This is a genomic window from Rhodococcoides fascians A25f, assembly GCF_000760935.2.
Lineage (GTDB): Bacteria > Actinomycetota > Actinomycetes > Mycobacteriales > Mycobacteriaceae > Rhodococcoides.
Window position 1 is genome coordinate 5,500,233 of record NZ_CP049744.1, and the last position, 24,236, is coordinate 5,524,468.

Below are 24,236 nucleotides of genomic sequence, written 5' to 3' on the forward strand. Positions count from 1 at the left end.
GGTGTTCGGATGAGGGAATTCGTACGATGGCTTGCAGCACACGGGGTCATTCGCTTCGCGGCCAGACGAGCAGCGGCAGCGGGTGACCCGCAAGCCATGCTGGTGGCCGATCCCGCGACGCGGGCGAATCCCACGCCGGTCTACGAAAAGCTGCGTGGCACGGCTCCGCTGGTGAAGACCCGCATCTCGAACATCACCGTGCACCATCGGGTGGCCTTCGACCTGCTGCGCTCCGACGATTTTCGAGTCACCCGGCTGGGCGGCACCTTGCCCGCACCGCTGCAGTGGATCGAACGACACACCAGATCCGGTGCCCTGCACCCGATTCTGCCGCCGTCTCTCCTCTCGGTCGAACCGCCCGATCACACCCGGTACCGCAAACTGGTGTCCTCGGTGTTCACCGCTCGGGCCGTCGCGCAGATGCGCGATCAGGTGCAGGAGACCGCCGACGCGTTGCTCGACGAGCTCTCCGACGGTTCTCCGGTGGTCGACATCGTCGATCGCTACTGCGCCCGCTTGCCGGTCGCGGTGATCGGGCGGATCCTCGGCGTTCCGGTGGAAGACAACCAGCGGGTTCTCGAGTTCGGTGAGATGGCCGCACCGAGTCTCGACATCGGCTTGTCCTGGGACCAGTTCAAGCAGGTCGAGCGTGGGCTGATCGGGTTCGACGCCTGGCTCTCCCAACACATCGCCGAGCTGCGCCGCACTCCCGGTGACGATCTGATGAGCCAGCTGATCGCCGCGAAGGACGAAGGCGTCGGCCTCAACGACGAAGAGCTCAGAGCCACCGCAGGATTGGTGCTGGCGGCAGGATTCGAGACGACCGTCAACCTGCTCGGCAGCGGAATCCGGTTGCTGCTCGATCACCCCGATCAGCTCGCTGTGCTGCAGCAGGATCCGTCGCATTGGCCCACTGCCATCGACGAGATGCTGCGGATGGAATCTCCTGTTCAGCTGACCGCACGGGCCGCCAAACACGACGTCGTGGTGGAGGGCGTGCCGATCAGCGAAGGATCACTGGTGATCCTCGTACTCGCCGGTGCCAACCGAGACCCGCTGGTGTTCGAGGATCCGAACAGATTCGACGTCACCCGCGCCAACGCAGGCAAGCACCTGTCGTTCTCGGGCGGACGCCACTACTGCCTGGGCGCAGCACTGGCCAAGGCCGAGTCGGAGGTTGGCCTGAAAGCGCTGTTCGACAGGTTCCCCCACCTGCGCTCTGCAGGCGAGGGAACCCGCCGCAACACCCGCGTCCTACACGGATGGGCCACCCTGCCGATCGATCTCGGTGAGCCGGCTACGACAACCGCAGGCCGGTAGCGGAGTCGAAGAAGAACAACTCGTCGAGCTTGGGCACCAGTCGAACGGTTTCGGCCAGTGCGATGGACAGCTTGCGGTCGACCCGAACCGAGATGCGCCCGGACGGCGTCGTCCACCCACCGTCGAGGCTGGGTGCGGATGCGTACACGAACGACTCCGCACCCAGTTCCTCGATCAGCTCGACGGTCAGCTGCAAACCGGTGCCGTCGCCCATCAGATCCCACGATTCCGGACGAATTCCGACCACCACGCGCTCACGTGCCGACGACGGGACCGGGATGCGCAGTTCGCCGAGTACGGCGACGCCGTCGTGCACAGGGGCGTCGACGAGGTTCATGCCGGGTGACCCGATGAATCCCGCGACGAACGTGTTGACGGGGTTGTCGTACAGCTCCCGCGGAGCAGCGATCTGCTGTAATTTGCCATCGAGCAGTACCGCGACCCGGTCACCCATCGTCATGGCCTCGACCTGATCGTGGGTGACGTACACCGTGGTGGTGCCCAATCGTCGCTGTAGACCGGCGATCTGAGCCCTGGTCGACACTCGCAGCTTGGCGTCGAGGTTGGACAGCGGCTCGTCCATGCAGAACACCTTGGGTTGACGCACGATGGCGCGTCCCATCGCTACACGCTGACGCTGACCACCGGAAAGCTTGCCGGGTTTGCGACCGAGCAGCGGCTCGAGCTCGAGCATCTTCGCCGCGTCGAGCACCCGTGCTGCGGTGTCCGCCTTGCTCATTCCGGCGTTACGCAGCGCGAAGCCCATGTTGTCCCCGACGGTCATGTTGGGGTAGAGCGCGTAGTTCTGGAACACCATCGCGACGTCCCTGGCCCGCGGTGCCAACGAGGTGACGTCCACTCCGCCGATGTCGATGTGACCGCTCTCGACGGATTCGAGGCCGGCGAGCATGCGCAGACTCGTCGACTTTCCACAGCCCGAAGGCCCGACCAGGACGATGAATTCACCGTCCGCGATGTCGAGTTCCAGGCTGTCCACAGCGAGCGAATCGGCTCCCGGGTACCGGTGCGAGACACCGGCGTAGTGAACGGCGGCCATTACTTCGGCAGCTTCGGAGTGATCTGGCGGTCGATGATCTGCTGCAGCTGCTCCGAGATGGACGCGAATGTCGTTGCCACATCGGCGTTCTGCAGTGCGATCTGCTCGAGTCCGCTACCGATGATCTTGTCGCCGCCGGGTACGAACACCCGGGCAGCGTCCTGGGAGCGGGTGCGCGCCAACTGGTCGACGGCCGTCTTCGCGTTGGGGTTGGCCTCGAGGAATGCAATCTCCGACGGGTCCTGCTGCGCCGACTTGCGGACCGGCATGTACCCGGTGTTCTGCGAGAAGTAGGCGGTGTTGGCACCGTTGGTGACGAAGTCGATGAACTTGAGTGCGTTCACCTTTCGCTCGTCCGAGATCTTCGCGGGGACGGCCAGGCCGGCACCACCGGTGGGGCAGCCCGGTGTGCCCTCGGTGGCCGGCAGGAACGCGGTGCCGAACTCGAAGGCTGCACCGGCCTTGATCGTGGAGAGGTCACCGGTGGAGGCGATCGTGGAGGCGAGGATGCCCGCGGCGAAGTCGTTGGCGATGTCGTTGGACACCGCCGCGTACTTCTTGGTGTGGATCATGTCCTGCAGGAACTTCCCTGCCGCAATGGTATTCGGGTCGTCGAACTTCAGCTCGAACTGATCGGAGTACGACCCGCCGAACGTCCAGATCGGTCCCTCGAACGTCCATCCGAGGTAGTCGACGGCATTACCCCAGCCGTGGGCGAGCTTGCCGTCTCCGACGACGGCCTGGATGCGCGGGCCCCACTCGTCGAATTCCTGCCAGGTGGCCGGTCCGCGATCGGGCAGTCCGGCCTGCTGCCAGACGGCCTTGTTGTAGTAGAACAGCGGCGTCGAGCGCGCATACGGCAGAGCCCAGTGGCTACCGTTCCAGTTGTAATCGGCAAGAAGCGAATCCACGTAATCGGACTGATCGACGCCTGCTGCGGAGAAGTGCTTGTCGAGGGGCTCGATCGCACCGGTGAGTGCGTAGTTGAACCACCAGACATCCGAAAGCACGACGACGTCGGGCACATCGTCGCCCGAGAGTGCCGCGTTGAACTTCTGCGACACCTCCTCGTAGTTCTTGCCGCCGTCGATGAGATTCACCGTCAGGCCCGGGTTCTGAGCCTGGAACCGCGAGATCAGCTCCTTCTCGAATTCCTGGGACTTGCCCGGGTGGTTCGACCAGAAGTTGATGGTGTTCGCATCGCCTTCGACACCGCCGCCGCCGGACGAGCCCGACCCGGGGCCGCTACACGCCGCGAGGGCTGCGGCGGCCGCAGCCGCACCGGTGAGCGTGAGGAAGCCACGCCGATTGATGATGTGTGCCATGGTGTTCGACTCCTGATAGTGAGGTGAATCAGCCCTTGACCGCACCGGAGGTGAGGCCCTTGATCATGTGGCGCTGCAGAACGAGGAAGACGAGAAGAATCGGCAGAATGGTCAGCACCGTCGCAGCCATCACCGCTCCCCAGTTGGTGTAGCCCTCGCTGTTCTGCAGCAGTGTCAAGCCGACCGGGAGCGGCGCGACCGACGAGTCGTCCGACATCAGGAACGGCCAGAGATATTCGTTCCATTCGGTGACGATCGTGATGATGGCGAAGGCCACCATCGTCGGACCCGACAGCGGCAGGATCACGCGGAACATCAGCCGCACCGGCCCGGCACCGTCCATGCGCGCGGCCTCGATGATCTCCGGCGGCAACGACAGGAAGTGGTTGCGCATCAGGAAGGTACCGAAGGCAACACCGGCCAGCGGAATGATGATGCCCTGGAACGAGTTACGCCAGCCCAACTCGGAGATGAGCGAGTAGTTGGAGATGACGGTGATCTGATTGGGCACCATCAGTGCGGCGATGATGACGAGAAAGACGATGTTCTTGCCCGGGAAACGCAGGAACACCAGACCGTAGGCGCTGAGTACCCCGAGGACGAACTTGATGGACGACACGGCCGTGGTGATGATGATGGAGTTGCGCAGGTAGGTGAAGAACGGCACCTCCGTCGTCGCCTCGTCGTAGTTCTGCGGATGAAAGACGCTGGGCCACCACGTGACCGGTTGCACGTAGATATCCGGGCGGTCCTTGAACGAGGTGATCAGGATCCAGAACAGCGGCAGCCCGATCATCAGCAGGACCGCGACCATGGCTGCGTAACCGAGGATGTTCGCGCTTCGGCGCGTGCGCTGCGGGTCGCGGCTGTGTGAAACCTTCTCCGGCACTGCTGCATCGGGTTTGCTCACCAAAGTCATCGCTGATCGTCCCGATCCATGATTCGTACCTGCACGAGGGTGACGATCAACAGCACGAGGAACAGGATCGTCGCGACGGTGGCACCGTACCCGGCTCGGAAGTTGCGGAACGTTTCCTCGTAGACCTGATAGACCATCGTGGTGGTTCCGGTGGCCAGTGGACCACCGCGCGTCATGACGTTGATGATGTCGAAAACCTGAAGTGAGTTGAGCAGCACCGTGATCGACAGGAAGAACGTCGTCGGACGTAGTTGCGGTAGAAGCACTTTGCGGAACGTGGTCCAGCGACTCGCCTGATCGATCTCGGCTGCTTCCATCAGTTCCTTGCGCACACCCTGCAGAGCCGCGAGGTAGATGACGAAGGTGTAGCCCAGGTTCTTCCACAGGTACGTCACGGTGATCATGACCATCGCCCACTTGGGGTCCTGATAGAAATCCGGGACCGCACCGAGGCCGAAGCGTCGCATCAGGTCCTGCACCAAGCCGAAGTTGGGGTCGAAGACGAACTGGAACGCGATGCCGATCGCTGCGCCGGAGATGACGTACGGGGCGAACACGGCGGAGCGAACGAAGTTGCGGCCCCTCAGCTTTCGATCGAGCAGCAGCGCGAGCACCAGACCGAGCACCAACGAGCCGACGACGGCCGCGACCGTGAACACGACGGTGTTGCCGACGATCTGCCAGGTGTCGTCGCGGGAGGCCCACTCGCGGTAGTTGTCGAAGCCGACGAACGTGGACGTGGGTGAGGACAGGTTCCAGTCGAAGAACGAGAACTGGAAGTTCTCCACCAGCGGCCGATAGGTGAACACCGCCAGCAGAGCCAGGTTGGGGCCCACGAGAATCAGGAACAGTGCGTAATCGGTCCACGGACGCGAGAAAGCGCTCTTGTTGCGTGCCGTGGGCAGCACTCGTTCGGTTGTTGCACTCACCGCGAGCACTGTGCTCAGTCCCGACCAACGAACGGTGAACTGAGCCCCAACGCTCACCGTCGCGCAGACCAAATGCTGCGTGGTGGTGCAGTAACGTGCCCAGCGAGTGTCGTTGGTTCTGAACATGAAGGGAGAAGATGGTGGGCTCGTTCGACGTAGGACTTGCCGATGAGCGGACGCAGCTCGATGCGTTCGTCGAGGAGTACCGCAGCGATCTCGGGGTAGTTCTCGATGGTCTGACCGAAGAGCAGGCCTGCCGCCGTTTGGTGCCGTCCGCAACGACGTTGCTCGGGTTGGTCAAACACGTCACGTGGATGCAGCGGGTGTGGTTCGAGGAATGTATCGGCGGAACGTCGCGTCTGGAACTCGGTTTGGTACAGAGCCCGGAGGAGTCCTTTCGCCTCGACTCCGCAGACACCGTGTCCACTGTGATGGAGAGCTACCGGGTTGCGTGCGAAAGTGCCCGGGCCGCAGTAGAAGACTGTTCTCTCGATGCGGTCGTCACCGGCCACCGTGCCGGTCCGCGTACGGTCCGGTGGGTCTACTTACAGGTTCTTCGCGAGCTCGCTCACCACTGCGGCCACGCCGACATTCTTCGGGAGCAAGTGTTGATCAGTTGATGTGAGGACGGGAGTCCGCGGCTGTCGAGGATCGGCTGGTCGAACCGAGTCGGAGAGGCCAACCTATGTGAGTGGAACTTCGTAGCAGGGGTCGAAGTTCCATGCACGTGCGGCGAAGCCGCTCTAGCGGTTCCAGTCTCCGAGTCCGTCGGATCCGCTCAGGGTGCCGCCGTCGGTGTTGACGACGATGACGGGGTCGCCCTTCTGGGCGTTCTCGAAGAACCACTTGCCGTCTTCGGTGCTGACGTTGAGGCAGCCGTGCGAGGAGTTGGAGTAGCCCTGCTGCGACTCCGACCACGGGGCCGCGTGCACGAAGATGCCGCTGTAGGAGATGCGCGTGGCGTACTCGACGTACGTGCGGTAGCCCTCCTCGGAGTCCACCGGGACGCCGTAGGTGGACGAGTCCATGTACATGTCGCGGAATCGCTCGCCGACGATGTAGGTGCCGTTCGGAGTCTCGTGGCCGACCTTGCCCATCGAGGTGGGCATGGTCCTGACGACCTCACCGTTGCGGGTGACGGTGATCTGCTTGGTGTTGTCGTCGGCCGTGGTGATGATCGAGTCGCCGGTGGAGAACTCTGCCTTCGCGCCGCCCGCTTCGACGGTCACCTGGGTGTGCGCCGGGTAGAACTCGTTGGGCAGCCACCGCACCTGGGTGTCGTTGATCCAGTAGAAGTGGCCGTCGACGGACGGGTTCGTGGTGACGCGAATGGCCCGCAGCGCGGCATCGCGATCGCCGATGGCCTCGTCGAAGCGGATTGCGATGGGCTGCGCAACTCCGACGACCTCGCCGCCGGACGGGCTGATGCTCGGATCGGCGAAGTTGGCAGGTGCGAGCTGCGGAACGAGCGGCTGGGGTGCGGGGGCTGCGGGATCCGAGGATCCGGGCAAGCCGGGAACGGAGATATCCGGGCCACCCGGCCACAGCGGTGCGGCCTGCGCCGACCCGAATGCTGCAGATGCAGCAAGGGCTGTACCTGCGACGATTGCCCCGATACGGGCGAACCTGCGAGTGCGAACCTGTGATGCCATGTGACCCGACCATCCTTCGTACTGCGTCGTGATGCCCACCAGCAGTGCTGCCACGGGGCAACGCCCATTAACACATACCGCTCGGACATTTGCTAATCGGATATTTCCGAAACGGCCGAAAGAAACCCCGAGTACGAGTACCTTGCGCCAACCCGACCCCGACATTGTCTCTGCTGGCCAGAGCGCATGTGTCGACAGGCCCGGAACGGGTACTAGAGAAGGAACCTCATCCGTCCAGACACCGGCGGTTTCCCGTTCGCGGACTGTTCTCCAGTCCGGTGTCTGAAAAGGGTGGACCGTGGTCGTCGAAGTTTCTTCCCATATCCCCAGCCGTACCCCCGTCGGTCACATCGTCGTCGTCGTCCCGGCGCACAACGAACAGGATCTGCTCGACGCCTGCCTGGCGGCACTGTCACGGGCAGAGCGTCGCGTCGTCGAGGTGGCCCCGGTGACCGTCTCGACGATCGTCGTGCTCGATGCGTGCACCGACGACTCCGCCTCGATCGCCGCTCGTCACCCGTCGGTGTCGACCGTGGCAGTCGCGCACCGCAACGTCGGAGCGGCCCGGGCAGCCGGATTCTCGAACTACACCGCGGAACTCGCAGACACCACCTGGTTCGCCACCACCGACGCCGACACCCGGGTGGGCGAGGACTGGCTGCTCGGCCATCTCCGGCACGCCACCGACGGCGCTCGGGCGGTAGCGGGAACGGTGTCCGTCCAGTTCGAGGGCCGCGTCGAAGAAGACGTACGGCTGCGATCGACGTACGACGCGCATTACCGACACGAACTCGGCCATCCACACGTACACGGCGCCAATCTCGGCATCCGAGCGACGGATTACCTCTCCGTCGGCGGATTCGCGCCACTGGCCACCGGCGAGGATCACGACCTGGTCCGACGCCTCGAACTCGGCGGCATCGCGTGCCGTCGGGTGTGCGATATCTCGGTCACCACATCGGGTCGCCTGCGAGGCAGAGCGCCCGACGGTATGGCCGAATTCCTACGTTCTCTGGAGCCTTCCGCATGATCGACACCGAATTCCGCGAGTCGCTCGACCCTCCGAAACAGAACACGGGGCTGCGCGCCGCGTTCCTGTCTTTCGAGGCCGACGGACGTCTCGACCTGGCCCTGCCCGGGTCGGGCTACACAGACCTGCGCTGGCAGTCGCTCGCCGCCCTCAGTCGGCACAACACCGTTCTCGGCAGATGGTCCGAGGCGCACACCGATGCGATCGCGATCCTGCACGAACTCGACGGCCCGAAGCCTGAGCGTGGGCAGATCTGGGGAGTGTGGGCAGCGGAACCGCCGGCGCCGATTCTCGAAGCGGTACAGCAGGATTCGGGCTGGGTTCTCACCGGTACCAAGCCGTGGTGCTCCGGCGCATCGCTGTGCACGCATGCTCTGGTGACCGCCCGCGTGGACGGAAGTCCCCGGCTGTTCGCCGTCGATCTGACACATGAGGGCGTCGCTCCGGTACCGAACACATGGCATGCCGTGGGCATGAGCGAGAGCGACTCGGGTTCGGTTGCTTTCGATGCCGTCCCCGCCGTCACCGTCGGAGGTCCGACCGACTACCTGACTCGACCGGGGTTCTGGCACGGGGCGATCGGAGTTTCAGCGGCCTGGTTCGGCAGCGCGTGCGCTGTCGCGGACACCCTGCACGCTGCAGTGCGGGAACGCCCGGACCCACATCGCGCGGCCCATCTCGGTGCCATCGCAGCGGCACTCGGCGCAGCATCGAGCGCGCTGACCACCGCGGCGGCCGAGGTGGACGCAGATCCGTTCGACCGCTCCGGTCGCGCTCGAACGCGGGCCCGGATCGTGCGCGCTGTCGTCGAGGATGCAGCCACCCAGTGCGTCGACCGCGTCGGTCGCGCTCTCGGTGCCGGCCCCCTGTGCGGTGATGCAGAGCATGCAGGACGCGTCGCCGATCTCACCGTCTACCTGCGGCAGAGCCACGCCGAGCGCGACCTCGAAGCCCTCGGCCGCGACATCGCCGAGGAAGACAACCCATGGTAGAGAACGCCTTCGACGCCGAAGTCGATCTCGGCACCGCAGAATCGGACTGGATGACGGCCGATTGGTCGGTCCCCGGCCTCGAGTGGAACGACGTCGTCACCATGGTCGTCGTCGCCCCCCACCCGGACGACGAAGTTCTCGGCGTCGGTGGATTGCTGTCGTTGGCGGCCGCGGCAGGCGTCGACGTGCGGGTGGTCGCGGTGACCGACGGCGACGGCTCACATCCCGGTTCCCCGACGGTGACGGCCGAGGACCTGCGTGTGCGACGGCCCGTCGAGTCCGAACGTGCGTTGGCAGAGTTGGGAATCGACCACTCTCCGACGCGTCTGCAGATCGCCGACGGTGCCGTCGAGCAGCACGAGGGTGCGGTGGCCGACGCATTGATGCCACTGCTCGACGCCACCCCGGGCACCTGGTGCCTGACGCCGTGGCGCGGGGACGGCCATCCCGATCACGAAGCCACCGCGAGAGCGTGTCTCACTGCGGCGAACGCGGTGGGGATACCGGTGGTGGAGTACCCGATCTGGATGTGGCACTGGGCAACTCCGAATCACCCTGCTGTGCCGTGGGCACGGTGCCGCCGTGTCGATCTCCCGGCGCACGTCGTCGAAGCCAAACGAACATCCATCGAGCAGTTCGACTCTCAGATCCGGCCCCTGTCGGATCACCCCGCGGATCGAGCCGTGTTGCCGCCGCACATCCTGGCTCGATACCGGCGACCGTTCGAGGTGGTGTTCGCATGAGCCAGGATTCTCGAACGAGCCCCAATCCTCCAACGAGCCCCAATTCTCCAACGAGCCTGAGCGCCCAGTACTTTCGTGAAGTCTATGCGGCTGCGGACGATCCGTTCATGCTCGACAGCAAGTGGTACGAGCGCCGCAAGTACGCGCTGACCATGGCGTCGCTGCCCAAGCCGCAGTACCGGCGGGCATTGGAGCCCGGTTGCTCGATCGGCGTACTCACCGAGCAGTTGGCCACCCGGTGCGAGCACGTGGTGTCGACCGACGTGGTGCAGAGTGCCCTCGACTCTGCTCGGGCTCGCGTACAGGACTCTGCTGCAGTGGAATTCGCGCTGTGGTCTCTGACGGACGACTGGTCGGCCCTGCCCGACGCGAAGGTCCCCTTCGATCTGATCGTCGTCAGCGAGGTGGGGTACTACCTCGATGCCGCCGATCTGGCGTCGGCCATGAATCGCGTCGTCGATCATCTGGAGATCGGCGGGACGCTCGTGGCGGCGCACTGGCGTCACGACGTGGACGACTACCCGATCTCGGGCGATCGAGTACACGAGATCATCGCCGCAACACCAGGATTGGCATTGCTCAGCCGCTACCTGGACGAGGATGTCCGCATCGAGGTCTTTGTCGCCTCGGACGATCCCGCAGTTTCGGTCGCGAGTACGGACGGCCTCGACGTGCGCTAGCTGCGCTCTACCTCTGAGGACGGGCTCAGTCGGTGGACTTCGCGGCGTCGATCACAAGCTGTTCGGCGAGGTCGGCGAGTTTGACGTTGGTGTCCTGAGAAAGCTTGGCCAACAACGCGAACGCTGCCTGCGAGTTCAAGTTGTACCGCTCCATCAACATGCCCTTGGCCTGACCGATCATGTCCCGGCTCGTCAACGCGGCCCGAATCTGCTGCTCCTCGCGTGCAGTGGAGAACGCGATGGCGGCATGAGCAGCGAACAGTGAACCGATGGATTCGGCCTCGTCCGAGAACGCGTTCTTTCGGGTGGAATGCAGGTTCAGAGCGCCGAAGTTGATTCCCTCGACGTAGAGCTGGAAGCAGATCATGCTCTTGACCCCGAGCGCCGACGCGGCGTCTGCGAACAGTGGCCAGCGGGTGTCGCTGTCCATGTCGTCGATTCTGATGGTCTTCTGTTCGATGGCCGATTCGAGGCACGGGCCCTCGCCCAGTTGCTCCTGAATCTTGTCGCAGTGGCCGGCAGGCTCACCCGACAGCGCAGCACTGTGCACGAACTTGCCCTGCAGCACGGTGGTGATGGACGCGAACTCCGCAGAGGGGACATTGGCCACCGCAGACTCGGTGATGACGGCCAGCACCCGATCTGGATCCGAATGTTGACGCCGGAGCTTCTCGGCCACCTCGGCCAGCCGTCGACTCAGCTGGAAGTCGGTAACCCGCGGGATTGCGCCCGACGCGTTCAGTGTCTGCTCGCTGATGGTGGTCACCTCGTCCTACTGCTGCACTGGTCCTGCTACTGCACAGGGGCGCATCCCGACATCGGCCGAATGCCGACACCACAGGATACGCCCCTGGCAACGAAGCTCGAGAACCGTTAGCGGAGCATCAGAGAGTGCTGGGCGCGATCAGCGAGTGCACGAACCCGATCTTCTTCACGACGGTCGGCGGCAGCACGAACGGGTAGAGGTCCTGATGACCCATCGAGCGGTTGATCTGGTTCAGTGCCCACGACAGCGGCAGCCACCAGTCGACGATCTGATCGAAGCCGACGTCACCGGGCAACGGACTCTCCAGCGTCGAACCTGCCGGAGCCATCCCGAACGCTGCCGCCGTGTCCAGGGTGTCCCGGATGTGCAGGTAATGCGCGAAGGTCTCGGCCCAGTCCTCGGCGGGGTGCATGGTGGCGTAGGACGAGACGTAATTGTCTTCCCAGCCGTCGGGCGCACCCTCGCTGTAGTGGCGATCGAGAGCGTCCTGGTAGCTCGAATCCGGATCGCCGAACAGTTCCTCGAACGCCGCGCGATGCTCACCGTCTCCGACCAGCACCATCTGGTAGTAGTGGCCGATCTCGTGCCGGAAGTGCCCGACCAGAGTGCGGTACGGCTCGGACATCGCCACCCGCAACTGCTCGCGGTGCACGTCGTCGCCCTCGGCCAGGTCGAGAGTGATCAGACCGTTGTCGTGGCCGGTCATCACCTGCTGGTCGGCGCTGGATAGCAGATCGAACACCAGACCCGTCGACGGGTCCTCGTCTCGTCCCACGATCGGCAGGCCCAGTTCGGTGAGCTCGAGAACGACGCGACGCTTGTTGGTCTCGGCATCGGCATAGGCGGCCATCGCATCGAGATCGTCGTCGGCCGGGCGGGTTCGGGTCAGCCTGCAGGACACACAGAGCTCGTCGGTGTCCGCGGTGTCGACCAGCCAGTTGCACCGTGCGGTGTTGAGGTTGGCGCACATCTTCCACGTCGTGCCGTCCACCTCGGCTTCGGCGACGCCGTCGTCGGCCTTGTCCGGGAGCACCAGCAGCGCCCTGCTCGGCAGATGGAAGCCGAGTGCGCTCGAGCAGCTCAGACACAGTGAGTTCTCGAACGACAGCTTCTGTCCGCATTTGCGGCAGATGAAATCACGCATGGATGTTCCTTCGTGGCAGGGGTGAGTCGGGCTCGTATTCCCGTTTATCCGCGGACTAATGCCTCTTCCCGAATATGTCGTGCATATCTCTCTCGGCTCTGCTGGCCCGCGGCCCGACAACCTTACTCGAGTACACGGAAGGAAAGCGCCGACGACGGTGTTGGTACAGACTGCTTCACAACACTCTCCGGAAGGACTCGGACTGCAGATGGCAGATCAGATCACGCCGACGAACCGGCCGATGGCACGCTTCGTCGAACGGATCTCGCGGGCTCGCGGCGAGAGAAACAGCGAGACCTTGGCGGCAGGCTTCCTACTGGCCGCCACCCTGATCGCCCTGATCTGGGCGAACTCACCCCTGGGTGAGACGTATCAGTCGTTCTGGCACACAGAGCTCTCGGTCACCGTCGGCGAGCACGGCATCTCTCTCGATCTGGCCCACTGGGTCAACGACGGGCTCATGGCGCTGTTCTTCTTCGTCGTCGGTCTCGAGGTCAAGCGAGAGTTCGCGATGGGTGAGCTCACCGACCGATCACGCGCCGCCATCCCGATCGTGGCTGCCCTCGCCGGACTGGCCGCACCCGCGCTGCTGTTCCTCGCCTTCAACCCCTCCGGTCCCGCAGCCCAGGCGTGGGGTGTCGTGATTTCCACCGACACCGCGTTCCTGCTCGGGGCACTCGCCGTCCTCGGCCCGAAGAAGGCCGCGCGGTTGCGGATCTTTCTACTCACCCTCGCGGTGGCCGACGACGTGGGCGCGCTGGCGATCATCGCGTTCTTCTACACCGACGATCTCGACGTGGTGCCGTTGGTGTTGGCGTTCATCGGGCTCGGACTGATCTTCCTACTGCGACGGCTCGAGGTGTGGCGCGGTGTCGGGTACTTCGTCGTCGCACTGTTCACGTGGGTCGCGATGTACGAGTCGGGAGTTCACCCCACGCTGGCCGGCGTGATGATCGCGCTGATTCTTCCGGTCTACCCGCCGCGCCGCTCCGAGGTGGAGCGAGCATCGGACCTCACCCGCGCCTTCCGTCAATCACCGAATCCCGAATACGCGCGAGCCGCGAGACTGGGTCTGGATCAAGCTGTCTCGGTCAACGAGAGGCTGATGCGGCTCTACCAGCCGTACACGGCCTTCATCATCGTGCCGATCTTCGCGCTCGCCAACGCCGGAGTGGTGCTGAGCTCCGACACCCTGAAGGCCGCATCGACGTCGACGCTCACCTGGGGCATCATCGCCGGTCTCGTCCTCGGCAAGCTCGTCGGAATCACCGGCGCATCAGCCATTTTCGCCAAATTGCGACCCTCGGCGCTGGCACCGGGCCTGACGCTCTCGCACATCGCGGGCGGTGCGGCGATGTCCGGAATCGGATTCACGATCTCACTGTTCATCATCGACCTCGCGCTCGACGACCCACTACTGGCCGACGAGGCCCGCGTCGGCGTGTTGGTGGCCTCGGTGATCGCCGCGCTGCTCGGCTGGATCCTGTTCCGCATCGACGCGAGAATCCACCCACCGAAAGCCGAAGCGTCACTTCGTATTCTGCGTCCGGTCAGCGCCAAGCGCGATCACATCCGCGGTCCCGTCGACGCTCCGCTGACGATCGTGGAGTACGCCGATTTCGAGTGCCCGTTCTGCAGCAAGGCAACCGGCAGCGTCGCCGAGGTACGCAAGCACTTCGGTGACGACCTCCGGTACGTCTACCGCCACCTGCCGCTCGACGACTACCACCCGCACGCTCGCTACGCGGCTTACGCCAGCGAGGCCGCCGCCGCGCAGGGCAAGTTCTGGGAAATGGCCGACGTGTTGTTCCGCAACAGCGACGCCCTCGAACCCGACGACATCGACGGTTACGCACGCGAACTCGGCCTCGACATGGACAGATTCGAGGACGACATCCGCACCGGCGACTACGTGGTGCGTGTCGAGGACGACGAACTCGACGCCACCTCCTCGGACGTGGGCGGCACTCCGACGTTCTACCTGGGCCGTGGCGACAAGAACCTGACCCGACACATCGGACCGTATGATGCGGCGACGCTGATTCGGGCGCTGGAGGAGAGTCGCCAGACCACCGAATAAAACTTGCCGGTATTCTTTCTCGGAACGTAACCCACGCCGACGAAGGGATCGACGGTGGACCCACAGTCCGCTCGCGAAGTAGCCGGTGCGTTCGCGCTGACACTGTTCGTGTTGTCGCTGACGGTGTACATGACGGCGCTGGTGACCAAAGGGCCTGATCAGGAACCCAATTCGCTGATCGGCATCAAGACGCGAGCGACCAAGTCCGGTAAGGAAGCCTGGGTCGCCGGCCATCGAGCCGCGTATCCCTACATGATGGCGGGTGCCGCCCATTGCCTGGCGTCCGCAGCGTTGATCGTGGGGCTACTGGCCCTCGGCTTCGTCCCCGCCACGGCATTGCTGCTGCTGTCGGTGGCGCTCACGCTCGGGGCCGCCGTCATCCTGACGGGTGCCGGAATCAAAGCCGACCGAGAGGCCAAACGACATGTGCGCGCGGAGTGAGCGAAGTCAGCTCTCGGTGCGGTTGCCCTCCGCATCCCAATGCTCGGCGACCTTTTTCGACGGCTGCACTCGCGGCGGCTCGCCGGGCATCTTGGGATAGTCGGGCGGGAAGTTGAGCTCTCCGCCCGGCAATGTTTCCCACAGGTGCAGAAGGGGTTCGAGCGAGTAGGCCTGGGAATCCATGTCTGCCCACGGGTCGCCGTCCTGCACCAGTTCCGGCACCGTGACGAGGTTGAATTCACGCGGATCGGTGACGTCGGCCAACTGCGACCACGTCATCGGAGTACTGACGGGTGCGCCCGGTCGAGCCCGCAGACTCCATGCGCTGGCGATCGTCCGGTCACGGTTGTTCTGGTTGTAATCGATGAAGATGCGTTCTCCGCGTTCCTCTTTCCACCAGTTCGTGGTCACCCCGTCGTCGCGACGTTCGAGTTCTCGGCCCAGTCCGATGGCCGCGTGGCGCACCTGCTCGAAGGTGTACTCGGGTTCGATGCGGACGTAGATGTGAATCCCCCGATTACCGCTCGTCTTCGGATATCCACGTAACCCCAACTCTTCCAACAGCTCTCGCGTCACGTCGGCGACCCGCAGAGCGTCCGCGAACGTGGTGCCCGGCTGCGGATCGAGATCGAGACGCAACTCGTCGGGATGGTCCACCTCCGGTCGCCGCACCGGCCACGGGTGAAAGGTCAGCGTGCCCATCTGAGCCGCCCACACCAGCGCAGCCGGTTCCGAGGGACACAGCTCCTCGGCAGTGCGCTTGCTGGGGAACGCGATCTTCACCGTCTCGATCCACTCGGGTGCACCCTTGGGCAACCGCTTCTGATAGAAGCCGTCGCCCTCCTTGTCCTGTGGGCCGAGCGCCAATCGCATGCCCTCGCGATAGCCGTCGGGCCATCGCTCCATAGCGGTGGGGCGGTCGCCGATCGCCCGCATCAACGGCTCGCCGACGGCGGCGAAGTACTCGCACACCTGCAGTTTGGTGATGCCGGGAGTGCGCTCGGTCGCCTCGTAGATCACGCGATCGGGGCTCGATACTCGTACTTCGCGTTCGCCGACCTGCACGAACGCCGGTGGTGTCTTCGCGGCCATGGCTATCGCCCCCCGGCAATCACATCGGCGACGTCGTACCTCACCGGAACCTCGAGCTGGTCGTAGGCGCACGAGCGCGGCTCGCGATCCGGACGCCAGCGCAGGAACCGCGCCACATGCCGTAGCCGTGCACCTTCCATCTGGTCGTAGGCCACCTCGATGACCCGCTCGATGCGCACCGGTATCCAGTTGCGATCGTTGGACGAGTTCCAGCGGGTCGCCTCACCGTCGTACGTGACGTCCTCGCCGAGTCGGAGCGGCTCGAGTTCTTCGAGCAACTCCAGCCGCCGCTTGTCGGTGAACGCCGACGCACCGCCGATCATCCGCAAATCGTCACCATCGTAAAGACCGAGCAGTAGCGATCCGATACCGTTGCCGGATTTGTGAATCCGATAACCGATCAGCACGCAGTCCGCGGTGCGGGCATGCTTGATCTTGACCATCTCACGCTTGTTCGGCAGATAGAGCCCGTCGAGCTTCTTGGCCACCACCCCGTCGAGGCCTGCACCTTCGAATCGCTCGAACCAATCCTCGGCCACCGCCGCATCATCGGTGGCGGAGGTGACGAAGCAGCTCGGCCCGCCGGTGCCGACCGCGTCGAGCAATCTCGCTCGCCGCGTCGAGAACGGCTCGCTCGTCAGGTCCTCGGCACCGACGGCCAGCAGGTCGAATCCGATGAACTGCGCGGGCGTCTTCTCCGCCAGCATCGTCACCCGACTCGCCGCGGGGTGAATTCGCTCCGACAACGACTCCCAGTCGAGGCGCGTGGAACCGTTCTTCTCCCGGGGAACGACGATTTCGCCGTCGACGACGATCTTCTCCGGCAGCTCGGCCTTGACCGCCTCGACCAACTCCGGGAAGTATCGCGCCAGGTCCTTGCCCCCGCGTGAACCGAGTACCACCTCGTCACCGTCGCGGAAGACGATGGCGCGAAACCCGTCCCATTTCGGCTCGTAGGACCACACCGGTGGCCCGTCCTCGGGCTGGGCGGGCACCACTTTGGCTGCTTTGGCGAGCATCGGCGCGACCGGCACGGCAAGAGGAAGATCCACGCAGATCATCCTGCCTCATGCGGCCGACAACCGAGTCCGATATTTTCTACACACAGACGATCGATGCACACAGCACGGTTGAATTCACGAGGGCAGGACTCACCATGGCGTCATCCAACCGTTCGGTCCGCGCTCTCGTTCTCGCGCTGACGGCGTGCACGGCCCTGATACTCGCCGGGTGTGCCTCGGAAGTGTCCGGTACCGCCGTCGCCATCTCGGGTGCCACCATCGCGCCCACCACGACGAGTGCTCCTCGCACCACCGCTGCTCCAACCCCCGAGATCGACGACGGCGGCAGCGTCGACATCGATGTGGAGATCGGCGAGTGTGTGAACCTCGGCGGAACGGTCGACGAGGCCACGATCGCCAATGCGGCCTGCGGATCGCCCGAGTCCAACTACGTCGTCTTCGCCAAGACGCCGACATCGGCCGAATGTCCCGCGGACGCCGATCAGTACTACTACGAGACCTACTTCGACATCGAGCAGGGAGCCCTGTGCCTCGACATCGACTGGGTTGTCGGCGGATGCATGGACATCGTCGGTGAGTTCGCCCAGCGCGTCGACTGCGCCACTCCCGGTGCCGACACTCGCCGCGTCGTGACGATCCTGCAGGGCACCTCCTCGGTCGACGATTGCCCCGACCCTGCTCTCTACGGATACGAGAAAGACACCCGCAACTTCGTCGTCTGCGTAGAACGCTTGTGACCGCTGAGGGCATCGCACTCTCCAGCGCCAGAGGGCGGTGGATCGTCGCGACCACGGTGCTCGGCTCGGCTCTGGCGATGCTCGACGCCACCGTGGTCAATATCGCGTTGCCCGCGATCGGCCGCGACCTCGGAGCAGGCGTCACCGGTCTGCAATGGACTCTGAGCGGCTACACCCTCGCGCTGGCCTCGCTGATTCTGCTCGGCGGCTCCCTCGGTGACCGGCTCGGGCGCAGACGGGTGTTCATCTGGGGCACAGTCTGGTTCGCGGCCGCGTCGGTACTGTGCGGCCTTGCTCCCAACATCGAGGTGCTGATCGCCGCTCGGCTGCTGCAGGGCGTGGGAGCGGCGTTGCTCACTCCCGGTTCGCTGGCACTGATCTCGGCGTCCATCAAGGCCGAGGATCGGGGCGCGGCGATCGGGCTCTGGTCGGGTCTGGGCGGCGTCGCGTCGGCCATCGGTCCACTGCTCGGCGGCTGGTTGGTCGACGCCGTCGGCTGGCGTGCGGTGTTCCTGATCAACATCCCACTCGCTGTCGTGGTCGTGTCGGTGGCTGCAAAACATGTTCCGGAGAGCCGAGATCCGCACGCGTCCGGTCGCCTCGACGTGCCGGGCGCGATGACGGTTGCAGCCGCATTGGGTCTGCTCACGTACGGGTTGATCGAGTCGCACACCGTGGCGTTGGTACTCGGGGTTGTCGCGGTCGGAGTGTTCGTGGTGATCGAGCGCCGCTCTCACGATCCATTGGTGCCACCGTCACTGTTTGCTTCCCGAGTGTTCTTGGCGGCCAACCTCGTTACCTTCGCCGTCTACGCGGCCCTGGGCGGAGTGTTCTTCCTTCTGGTGTTGCAGTTGCAGTTCGCCGTGGGCTACTCTCCCATCGCGGCCGGAGTGTCGACGCTGCCGATCACAGCCCTGATGCTCGTACTGTCTGCCCGCGCGGGCCGAGTGGCCGGGCGTATCGGACCACGAATTCCGATGACGGTCGGGCCACTGCTGTCGGCTCTCGGGTTGCTGCTGATGCTGCGCATCGGTCCTGGATCCAGTTATGTCGCAGACATTCTGCCTGCGGTCGTCGTGTTCGGTCTCGGCTTGTCCGCGCTCGTCGCCCCGTTGACCGCGGCCGTCCTGGGTGCGGTGTCCACCGACCGAGCCGGCATCGCGTCGGGGGTCAACAACGCCGTGGCCCGCACCAGCCAACTTCTGGCTGTGGCTGCGCTGCCTGCACTCGCGGGTATCGCCGGGTCCGATTACTCTGCGCCGGAGGTGTTCTCGGCCGGCTTCCACACAGCGATGCTCCTGTGTGCCGGACTGTTGGTGATCGGTGCCGTCATCGCGGCAGTACTGATCCGAGGGACGGGCGACACGTCGAACTGTCCACCGCACTGCGACATGACGTCACCACCGTTGGCACCGCGACGGAGCGCGTGACTCAGCGCACGACCAGCACCGAACAGTCGGCGTGGTGAACGAGGTTCTGGCTGACCGATCCCAGAACTGCCCCACGCAGAGCGCCACGACCCCGGCATCCCACCACGATCATCGACGCCGATGCAGACAGCGCGCGAAGTCCACGGGTCGGGCTCGACTGGGCGCTCACCGTCGTCAACTTCACCTCGGGATACTTCTCGTGCATCTTCTCCACATGCATTTCGAGCCAACGCTTCTCGTGTTCTCGCACCGCCTCCCAATCGATGTAACCCGCCCCCGTTCCGATGCCGGCCTGGGCCGCGAACCCCCAGTAGTTGACCGCGACCACCGGTACGCCCATGTTGTCGGCCATCTCGAGCGCGGTGCCGAGTGCTCGATCGGACTGCTCGCTGCCGTCGATCCCGACCACGATCGGGCGGCCTGCTTCAGCCCTCTCGGTCTCGCTGCGGAGCAGCAATACCGGGCAGTGCGCGTGTGTCACGACACGAAGCGTGTTGCTACCGAGCGTCAGATCGCGGATTACGTTCGACTTCCGTGATCCCAGAACGACCATGTCTGCGCCGACGTCGGCCACGTACGACGCTATGCTGCCGTCGACATCGACGGTTTCCACGGTGACCGTGGGTGCGACGTCGTGAATCGCTCCCTCCGCCCGGACCAATTGTTTGCGGCCCATGGCTCGAAGATCTCTCTCCAATGCGCCGCCGTCGACGAATTGCGCCGACCCGTACCAGTCCCCCACTGGCACAGCGTGAACGAGCCGTACGGTCGCGTGGACCTTGTCTGCATACGTCGCAGCCCATCGAGCTGCAGCCTCGGCCTCGGCCGAGCCGTCGATGCCCACGAGGATGGGAAGCGTTCGGGCGGTGGAATTACTCATGTGCTCTTCCTGTCTCCATGTAAGTGTGCAGTGGCGAAATTCGAGTCGGTCAACGGCCGAAGAGTGCGGACACCTCTACGAGATCGATGTCGGTCCGGCAACCACTCGGCTCCAGTTCGACGTAGAAGCTCTCGTAGCCGCGCGGGTCCGCGCCTCGTTCCCCCGTGTTGCGTCGCTCGAGGACTCTCGCGCCCGGCCACCGATCGAGAACAGCCGTTCGGAGAAGGTGTCCGTCCGGCGAGACCCCGCTGGCCGGACCGTATTCGGCGATCATCACCGCACGGACGACACCGTCGATCGACGCAGTGGTCACCGGGAACTTTCTCGGTTTCGGTTCTGTCGGTATTTCGACCGTGACGGAGTCGGAGTCGACTCGCACTGGATCCGGAACCTGGCGTCCTTCGTTACCGGTCGTCGTCGGGTTCTCCGGTCTCATCACTTCGGCCCGGCGACGGAGGCTGAATCCGAAGTCGCATGCAACCTCTGCGCGGTATGTTGCCCTGCTCGCAAGCTCAGTGCGGCCGCAACGAACATCGCTGCTGCCCCACCCCCGCTGACCACAGCCCAGCCGGCCACACCGGACGCGAGCAATGTCAAGAACAGGCCCACCGCGGCAACACCACAGACCAGCAGCACCTCGGCGAGCACGTTTTCGGCTTCGGCCAACACGGAACGTCGGTCGTGCCCGTCGTGCAATTCATGCTTCATCTCGAACTCCTCGTGTCGACGATTCGGTAAGGCCGACATTGCCGTCCCTCGCATGCCGTTGGGAGAGTCGAAAGTCCCGATATTTTCGGCATGAGGCTCGAACTTCCACCACGGCTCATCGGAACGCCCGAGGATCCTTTGCTGCACCTCGGTCGTGTGGTTGCCATCGAATTTCATTGCAGCAGAGTATGTTTGCGAACATTGCGTGGCCGCGCCGCAGCGCCGTGCGCCCGCAGACGGCGGGCAGGACGCAGAGCATGATCGGTCAGCGCGCCAGCTCGACCCCCGACACCGAGGTCGGGCTCACTTCGACGAGTCTGTGCATCGGCGGACCGTCCGAATGTGGTCGCGGCAGTAATTCTTCGAGGACTTCGAGTCGCACATCCACGACCGCACGGGCAATTCCGTGAATCACCACAGTCGAGTCGGTCGTACGAGCGCCGTCCTCGGCGTCGACTTCCAGGACGACCGCGGAATCGAGCACACTGCGTCCCAATCGCGACCGCCCATCTGCGTAGAAGTACACCCGAGTTCCGATCCAGACGATGGACACGATGTCGATGGTGGGCCCGAAGTGGTCGTGGCCGATCAGTCGTGCCACTGTTGCTTGCCGCGCGAGCCGATGCGCAGTGGCCGAATCGAGAATTCGTCGACGCTCGCCGCTATTGTGCGTGCTGTTCGGTACTGTGCGGTTCGTCATCGGTCTCTGCAGATCATCACCGGGCAGTGGGCGTGCCGGGTGAGGTTGCTACTGGTCGACCCGAACAGTGCCCGGGCCACCACTCCTCGACCGTGACTGCCGACCACCACGAGACCGGCTCGTTTGGACAGGTCGACCAACAGATGCGCCGGGTTTCCTTGTTGCACAATATGTTCGACGCTGACATCCGGATATTTCTCGGCCCACCCGGCCAGACATTCGGACATCAGCATTCGCTGTTCACTCTCGATCTCGATGGGGTCGGGCGATCCGGGTAGAGAGAGCGCCGCCCCCTGCGACAGCGAGTTCCAGGCAAGCGCGGCGATCAGCGACACACCGAACAACGAGGCCAGCTCGAAGGCTTGTCCGACGGCCACCTCACTGGTCGCGCTGCCGTCGATACCGACGAGAATCGGTGCATCGACGACGTCTGCGCCCTCCCGCCACACGATCACCGGGCACTGGGCCGCGTTCGAGATCTCCTGCGTCGTACTCCCGAACAATGCGGACACGATCGGACCCGAACCGGAATTGCCGACGACGAGCATGCGCGCGGTACGAGAGAGTTCGACCATCATCGCGCATGCGGACGTCTCCTCCACCGAGGTGGTCACTGCATTGTTCGGATGCCGTGCCAGCACAGCGGCAGCAACGTCTGTGACGACGCGTTCGGCCGCCCGGCGCTGCTCGTCCCACACGTCCCTCGGTATCACCGATGCGGACTCGCCCAGGTAGAACGCGGGCTGCTGCACGGCACCGGCGATGTGCATCGGAGAACCCAATCTCTCCGCGATGGCCGCCGCCCACAGAGCAGCGCTGACACTGTTGGGCGAACCATCCACGCCCACAACGATTTTCTGATGAGCTGCAAGAATCACGATCGTCTCCTGTTCGGTGTGCGGGCGGGCGCAGACAGCACCGACGCCACGGCGTGTCGAGGGGTTCGGGGTAGCGGCGAGCCGATCATGGGGGTGCCGACTCGAATCAGCAGCTGCGCCAGACCGTTTCGTGGGGCCAGGGACTCGACCAGGTGCCTGCTTCCAGACTGTTCCGTCAAATGCGTCAGGGGGCATGTCGCCAGCCCGTCCGCGGTCGCTGCCAACAGGAATGCGGACATGGCTCGGCCGCACTGCAACCAATCGAGGCGCTCGTCCGATGCCGTGCCGAGCAACACCACCGTGGACTCGTCCTCGACCGGCTCGGTTGTGACCGTTCTGGCGACCCGATGCGGTTCGGGAAATTGCCTGCCGACCTGCACCCTCGACGCCTCGGCCCGGTTCGTCAGAGCCTCCGGCGGAATTCCACCCGAGCGGAACGAGTGCCCGGCCCACCATCTGATCTCTGCCTGATAGGTCGCGTCGTACTTTCGTACGCTCGCGCTCAGTGTCGAGGCCTTCGCCAACGTCTGTTTGGACTCTGCCGACAGGACGGTCATGTCCGTGCCGTACTGCGCCTGACGGAGGTACCGCGTCAGAATACGATTGCTCGGCACCGGTCCGAACGCCCGCCGATCCGAGTGGCGGCGGTTGATCGCAGCCAACAAATCGAACTCGTGCGAGCGAGGATGTGCGTCGTGCACGAAGCGAACGTGCGCCAGATGATCGGGCGCACCCGGTGTGGGCAGCAGATCGATCTCGGTCGTCCACCTGAACGCCGCGGCGGCCTTCTCGAGGTGGTCCAACGCTGCCCCGCAGCTCAACACCATCTGTCGCTCGGTCGGGTCTATCACCCCGAGCAACCGTGAGCTGTCGGTGTACAGATCGAGTCCGCGTGCGGAGTAGGTCCACCGCCACGGCTGACTGTTGTGCACCGACGGTGCCCGACACGCGAGCTCCACCAGCATCTCCACCACGGCCGTATCCGGCTGATCGTTCATCGACTCTCCTCGGCCTCCCACCCCGACGCGGTGGCTGCACCCACTGTCGCCCCGAGCTCGCCGTGCTCGACAGGGCCATTCGTCACTTGATGGAGGGCATTCCGGTCAGTGAGTTGGGTGCAGGCCGATCCTGGCGAATACCTCGCAGGTACGCCTCCAGAAGACGGTGGCAGGTCCTGTCCCAGTCGGGGTCGGCTCGGCGTGGTTGGGCGAGCATCGAGCCGAGAATCACTACGTCCTTCGGAGTCGTGTCCGGACGTAGCACGCCCGCGTCGATGCCACGATCGATGATTCGGCGGAGGGTGTCGTGGACCTGTCGACGTACCTCCGATGTGGCCGCGGAGGTGATCGACGGTCCGCCGTGCAGTGGCAGAACGAGATCGTTTCGTTGAGTTATCGCGGCGTCGACGAACCGGCGGAGACTGTCGATGGGCTCGATGCCGTCGACTTCGGCGCTTCGGACATTGGCGAGCACCTGCTCGAAAGATCGGTGCGTGAGGTAGGCGAGCAGATCTTGGCGGGTCGCAAAATGTCGGTAGAGGGTCCCGACTCCGACGCCCGCGTCGGCGGCGATCGTGCTCATGGGCACCTGCAGGCCATCGCGGTGGAACGCTGCCGTTGCCGCGCGGATCAGTTCCTGTCGGTTGCGTAGCGCATCGCTCCGCCGGTCGCGTGGAGGTGCAGTTTTCTTTCCTGGCATTGCGTCGTACATC

General features: G+C 64.5%; 26 protein-coding genes. 10 read left to right on the forward strand and 16 right to left on the reverse strand.

The annotated features are described in order from the left end of the window. Window positions 1-9: 9 nt before the first annotated feature. A complete protein-coding gene (locus BH93_RS25795; protein WP_037171458.1) occupies window positions 10-1,320 on the forward strand; it encodes a cytochrome P450 in 1,311 nt (436 codons plus the stop codon). Here BH93_RS25795 and BH93_RS25800 read toward each other — a convergent pair. The 4 genes from BH93_RS25800 to BH93_RS25815 are packed head-to-tail and all read right to left on the reverse strand — an operon-like array spanning window position 1,298 to window position 5,550. Then, on the reverse strand, window positions 1,298-2,377 hold the full coding sequence (locus BH93_RS25800; RefSeq protein WP_037171459.1) for an ABC transporter ATP-binding protein: 1,080 nt from the start codon (window positions 2,375-2,377) through the stop codon (window positions 1,298-1,300). The genes BH93_RS25795 and BH93_RS25800 overlap by 23 nt on opposite strands. Then, on the reverse strand, window positions 2,377-3,702 hold the full coding sequence (locus BH93_RS25805; protein WP_037171460.1) for an ABC transporter substrate-binding protein: 1,326 nt from the start codon (window positions 3,700-3,702) through the stop codon (window positions 2,377-2,379). The genes BH93_RS25800 and BH93_RS25805 overlap by 1 nt, the downstream gene beginning before the upstream one ends. A 28-nt stretch (window positions 3,703-3,730) precedes the next feature. Then, on the reverse strand, window positions 3,731-4,621 hold the full coding sequence (locus BH93_RS25810) for a carbohydrate ABC transporter permease (protein WP_032377473.1): 891 nt from the start codon (window positions 4,619-4,621) through the stop codon (window positions 3,731-3,733). After that, a complete protein-coding gene (locus BH93_RS25815; RefSeq protein WP_197914499.1) occupies window positions 4,618-5,550 on the reverse strand; it encodes a carbohydrate ABC transporter permease in 933 nt (310 codons plus the stop codon). The genes BH93_RS25810 and BH93_RS25815 overlap by 4 nt, the downstream gene beginning before the upstream one ends. Window positions 5,551-5,687: 137 nt before the next feature. On the opposite strand from BH93_RS25815, the gene BH93_RS25820 reads away from it, so the two are divergent. Beyond that, the gene (locus BH93_RS25820) at window positions 5,688-6,170 is read left to right on the forward strand and encodes a DinB family protein (RefSeq protein WP_197914501.1); all 483 of its coding nucleotides are present in this window, start codon (window positions 5,688-5,690) and stop codon (window positions 6,168-6,170) included. A gap of 123 nt (window positions 6,171-6,293) precedes the next feature. On the opposite strand, the gene BH93_RS25825 is transcribed toward BH93_RS25820, so the two are convergent. Continuing rightward, a complete protein-coding gene (locus BH93_RS25825; protein WP_037171494.1) occupies window positions 6,294-7,202 on the reverse strand; it encodes a L,D-transpeptidase in 909 nt (302 codons plus the stop codon). A 298-nt stretch (window positions 7,203-7,500) separates the two neighbouring features. Between BH93_RS25825 and BH93_RS25830 the strand changes: the two genes are divergently transcribed. Genes BH93_RS25830 through BH93_RS25845 form a run of 4 tightly spaced genes read left to right on the forward strand, consistent with a single transcriptional unit; the run spans window position 7,501 to window position 10,647 of the window. Next, entirely contained in the window at window positions 7,501-8,232 is a 732-nt protein-coding gene (locus BH93_RS25830) for a glycosyltransferase (protein WP_242459070.1), read from the forward strand. Continuing rightward, window positions 8,229-9,224, forward strand: coding sequence for an acyl-CoA dehydrogenase family protein (locus tag BH93_RS25835; protein ID WP_242459071.1), 996 nt, complete (start codon window positions 8,229-8,231; stop codon window positions 9,222-9,224). Before BH93_RS25830 ends, BH93_RS25835 begins: the two co-directional genes overlap by 4 nt. Next, window positions 9,218-9,967, forward strand: a complete 750-nt coding sequence (locus BH93_RS25840) for a PIG-L deacetylase family protein (protein ID WP_037171461.1) — start codon at window positions 9,218-9,220, stop codon at window positions 9,965-9,967. The genes BH93_RS25835 and BH93_RS25840 overlap by 7 nt, the downstream gene beginning before the upstream one ends. Next, a complete protein-coding gene (locus tag BH93_RS25845; RefSeq protein WP_052064822.1) occupies window positions 9,964-10,647 on the forward strand; it encodes an SAM-dependent methyltransferase in 684 nt (227 codons plus the stop codon). Before BH93_RS25840 ends, BH93_RS25845 begins: the two co-directional genes overlap by 4 nt. Before the next feature lie 25 nt (window positions 10,648-10,672). Here BH93_RS25845 and BH93_RS25850 read toward each other — a convergent pair whose 3' ends face one another. Together BH93_RS25850 and BH93_RS25855 are read right to left on the reverse strand one after the other, a co-directional pair. Next, window positions 10,673-11,413, reverse strand: coding sequence for a GAF and ANTAR domain-containing protein (locus BH93_RS25850; RefSeq protein WP_094608756.1), 741 nt, complete (start codon window positions 11,411-11,413; stop codon window positions 10,673-10,675). Window positions 11,414-11,531: 118 nt separating this feature from the next. Next, window positions 11,532-12,557 carry a zinc-binding metallopeptidase family protein gene (locus tag BH93_RS25855; RefSeq protein ID WP_037171462.1) on the reverse strand — a complete coding sequence of 342 codons (1,026 nt, stop codon included), beginning with the start codon at window positions 12,555-12,557 and terminating at the stop codon, window positions 11,532-11,534. Window positions 12,558-12,765: 208 nt separating this feature from the next. Between BH93_RS25855 and nhaA the strand changes: the two genes are divergently transcribed. Continuing rightward, window positions 12,766-14,637 carry a Na+/H+ antiporter NhaA gene (nhaA, locus tag BH93_RS25860; RefSeq protein ID WP_037171504.1) on the forward strand — a complete coding sequence of 624 codons (1,872 nt, stop codon included), beginning with the start codon at window positions 12,766-12,768 and terminating at the stop codon, window positions 14,635-14,637. 54 nt (window positions 14,638-14,691) lie between these two features. Beyond that, the gene (locus BH93_RS25865; RefSeq protein ID WP_037171463.1) at window positions 14,692-15,078 is read left to right on the forward strand and encodes an SdpI family protein; all 387 of its coding nucleotides are present in this window, start codon (window positions 14,692-14,694) and stop codon (window positions 15,076-15,078) included. A 6-nt stretch (window positions 15,079-15,084) separates the two neighbouring features. Here BH93_RS25865 and BH93_RS25870 read toward each other — a convergent pair whose 3' ends face one another. Together BH93_RS25870 and BH93_RS25875 are read right to left on the reverse strand one after the other, a co-directional pair. Continuing rightward, window positions 15,085-16,170: a DNA polymerase domain-containing protein gene (locus BH93_RS25870; RefSeq protein ID WP_037171464.1), complete on the reverse strand. Its 1,086-nt coding sequence runs from the start codon at window positions 16,168-16,170 to the stop codon at window positions 15,085-15,087. A gap of 2 nt (window positions 16,171-16,172) precedes the next feature. Continuing rightward, a complete protein-coding gene (locus tag BH93_RS25875; protein WP_037171505.1) occupies window positions 16,173-17,222 on the reverse strand; it encodes an ATP-dependent DNA ligase in 1,050 nt (349 codons plus the stop codon). A 104-nt stretch (window positions 17,223-17,326) separates the two neighbouring features. On the opposite strand from BH93_RS25875, the gene lppU reads away from it, so the two are divergent. Together lppU and BH93_RS25885 are read left to right on the forward strand one after the other, a co-directional pair. Further along, on the forward strand, window positions 17,327-17,929 hold the full coding sequence (gene lppU, locus BH93_RS25880) for an LppU family putative lipoprotein (protein ID WP_037171506.1): 603 nt from the start codon (window positions 17,327-17,329) through the stop codon (window positions 17,927-17,929). Next, complete coding sequence (locus tag BH93_RS25885; RefSeq protein ID WP_037171466.1) at window positions 17,926-19,359, forward strand: MFS transporter; 1,434 nt, start codon at window positions 17,926-17,928, stop codon at window positions 19,357-19,359. Before lppU ends, BH93_RS25885 begins: the two co-directional genes overlap by 4 nt. 1 nt (window position 19,360) lies before the next feature. Here the strand turns inward: BH93_RS25885 and BH93_RS25890 are convergent, their stop codons facing one another. From BH93_RS25890 to BH93_RS25920, 7 genes are all read right to left on the reverse strand, one after another. Next, a complete protein-coding gene (locus tag BH93_RS25890) occupies window positions 19,361-20,239 on the reverse strand; it encodes a universal stress protein (RefSeq protein ID WP_037171467.1) in 879 nt (292 codons plus the stop codon). A 49-nt stretch (window positions 20,240-20,288) separates the two neighbouring features. Next, window positions 20,289-20,552, reverse strand: coding sequence for a hypothetical protein (locus tag BH93_RS25895; protein WP_155290844.1), 264 nt, complete (start codon window positions 20,550-20,552; stop codon window positions 20,289-20,291). Between the two features lie 122 nt (window positions 20,553-20,674). Next, window positions 20,675-20,947 (reverse strand): hypothetical protein, encoded by a 273-nt coding sequence (locus BH93_RS25900; RefSeq protein WP_155290845.1) that lies wholly within the window; start codon window positions 20,945-20,947, stop codon window positions 20,675-20,677. A 265-nt stretch (window positions 20,948-21,212) separates the two neighbouring features. Beyond that, on the reverse strand, window positions 21,213-21,647 hold the full coding sequence (locus BH93_RS25905; protein ID WP_037171470.1) for a hypothetical protein: 435 nt from the start codon (window positions 21,645-21,647) through the stop codon (window positions 21,213-21,215). After that, window positions 21,644-22,525, reverse strand: coding sequence for a universal stress protein (locus BH93_RS25910; protein ID WP_037171471.1), 882 nt, complete (start codon window positions 22,523-22,525; stop codon window positions 21,644-21,646). The genes BH93_RS25905 and BH93_RS25910 overlap by 4 nt, the downstream gene beginning before the upstream one ends. Beyond that, window positions 22,522-23,523, reverse strand: a complete 1,002-nt coding sequence (locus tag BH93_RS25915; protein ID WP_037171472.1) for an Acg family FMN-binding oxidoreductase — start codon at window positions 23,521-23,523, stop codon at window positions 22,522-22,524. Before BH93_RS25915 ends, BH93_RS25910 begins: the two co-directional genes overlap by 4 nt. An 82-nt stretch (window positions 23,524-23,605) precedes the next feature. Next, entirely contained in the window at window positions 23,606-24,223 is a 618-nt protein-coding gene (locus BH93_RS25920) for a TetR/AcrR family transcriptional regulator (protein ID WP_165712870.1), read from the reverse strand. Window positions 24,224-24,236 lie beyond the last annotated feature (13 nt).

What these genes read in the sequence shown, in the direction of transcription:
- BH93_RS25805 (WP_037171460.1), bottom strand. Translation starts at nt 3,702, where the DNA reads ATGGCACACATCATCAATCGGCGTGGCTTCCTCACGCTCACCGGTGCG.
- BH93_RS25810 (WP_032377473.1), bottom strand. Translation starts at nt 4,621, where the DNA reads ATGACTTTGGTGAGCAAACCCGATGCAGCAGTGCCGGAGAAGGTTTCA.
- BH93_RS25920 (WP_165712870.1), bottom strand. Translation starts at nt 24,223, where the DNA reads ATGCCAGGAAAGAAAACTGCACCTCCACGCGACCGGCGGAGCGATGCG.
- nhaA (WP_037171504.1), top strand. Translation starts at nt 12,766, where the DNA reads ATGGCAGATCAGATCACGCCGACGAACCGGCCGATGGCACGCTTCGTC.
- BH93_RS25795 (WP_037171458.1), top strand. Translation starts at nt 10, where the DNA reads ATGAGGGAATTCGTACGATGGCTTGCAGCACACGGGGTCATTCGCTTC.
- BH93_RS25800 (WP_037171459.1), bottom strand. Translation starts at nt 2,377, where the DNA reads ATGGCCGCCGTTCACTACGCCGGTGTCTCGCACCGGTACCCGGGAGCC.
- BH93_RS25900 (WP_155290845.1), bottom strand. Translation starts at nt 20,947, where the DNA reads ATGAAGCATGAATTGCACGACGGGCACGACCGACGTTCCGTGTTGGCC.
- BH93_RS25915 (WP_037171472.1), bottom strand. Translation starts at nt 23,523, where the DNA reads ATGAACGATCAGCCGGATACGGCCGTGGTGGAGATGCTGGTGGAGCTC.
- lppU (WP_037171506.1), top strand. Translation starts at nt 17,327, where the DNA reads ATGGCGTCATCCAACCGTTCGGTCCGCGCTCTCGTTCTCGCGCTGACG.
- BH93_RS25890 (WP_037171467.1), bottom strand. Translation starts at nt 20,239, where the DNA reads ATGAGTAATTCCACCGCCCGAACGCTTCCCATCCTCGTGGGCATCGAC.
- BH93_RS25845 (WP_052064822.1), top strand. Translation starts at nt 9,964, where the DNA reads ATGAGCCAGGATTCTCGAACGAGCCCCAATCCTCCAACGAGCCCCAAT.
- BH93_RS25825 (WP_037171494.1), bottom strand. Translation starts at nt 7,202, where the DNA reads ATGGCATCACAGGTTCGCACTCGCAGGTTCGCCCGTATCGGGGCAATC.
- BH93_RS25870 (WP_037171464.1), bottom strand. Translation starts at nt 16,170, where the DNA reads ATGGCCGCGAAGACACCACCGGCGTTCGTGCAGGTCGGCGAACGCGAA.
- BH93_RS25835 (WP_242459071.1), top strand. Translation starts at nt 8,229, where the DNA reads ATGATCGACACCGAATTCCGCGAGTCGCTCGACCCTCCGAAACAGAAC.
- BH93_RS25855 (WP_037171462.1), bottom strand. Translation starts at nt 12,557, where the DNA reads ATGCGTGATTTCATCTGCCGCAAATGCGGACAGAAGCTGTCGTTCGAG.
- BH93_RS25840 (WP_037171461.1), top strand. Translation starts at nt 9,218, where the DNA reads ATGGTAGAGAACGCCTTCGACGCCGAAGTCGATCTCGGCACCGCAGAA.
- BH93_RS25820 (WP_197914501.1), top strand. Translation starts at nt 5,688, where the DNA reads ATGGTGGGCTCGTTCGACGTAGGACTTGCCGATGAGCGGACGCAGCTC.
- BH93_RS25905 (WP_037171470.1), bottom strand. Translation starts at nt 21,647, where the DNA reads ATGACGAACCGCACAGTACCGAACAGCACGCACAATAGCGGCGAGCGT.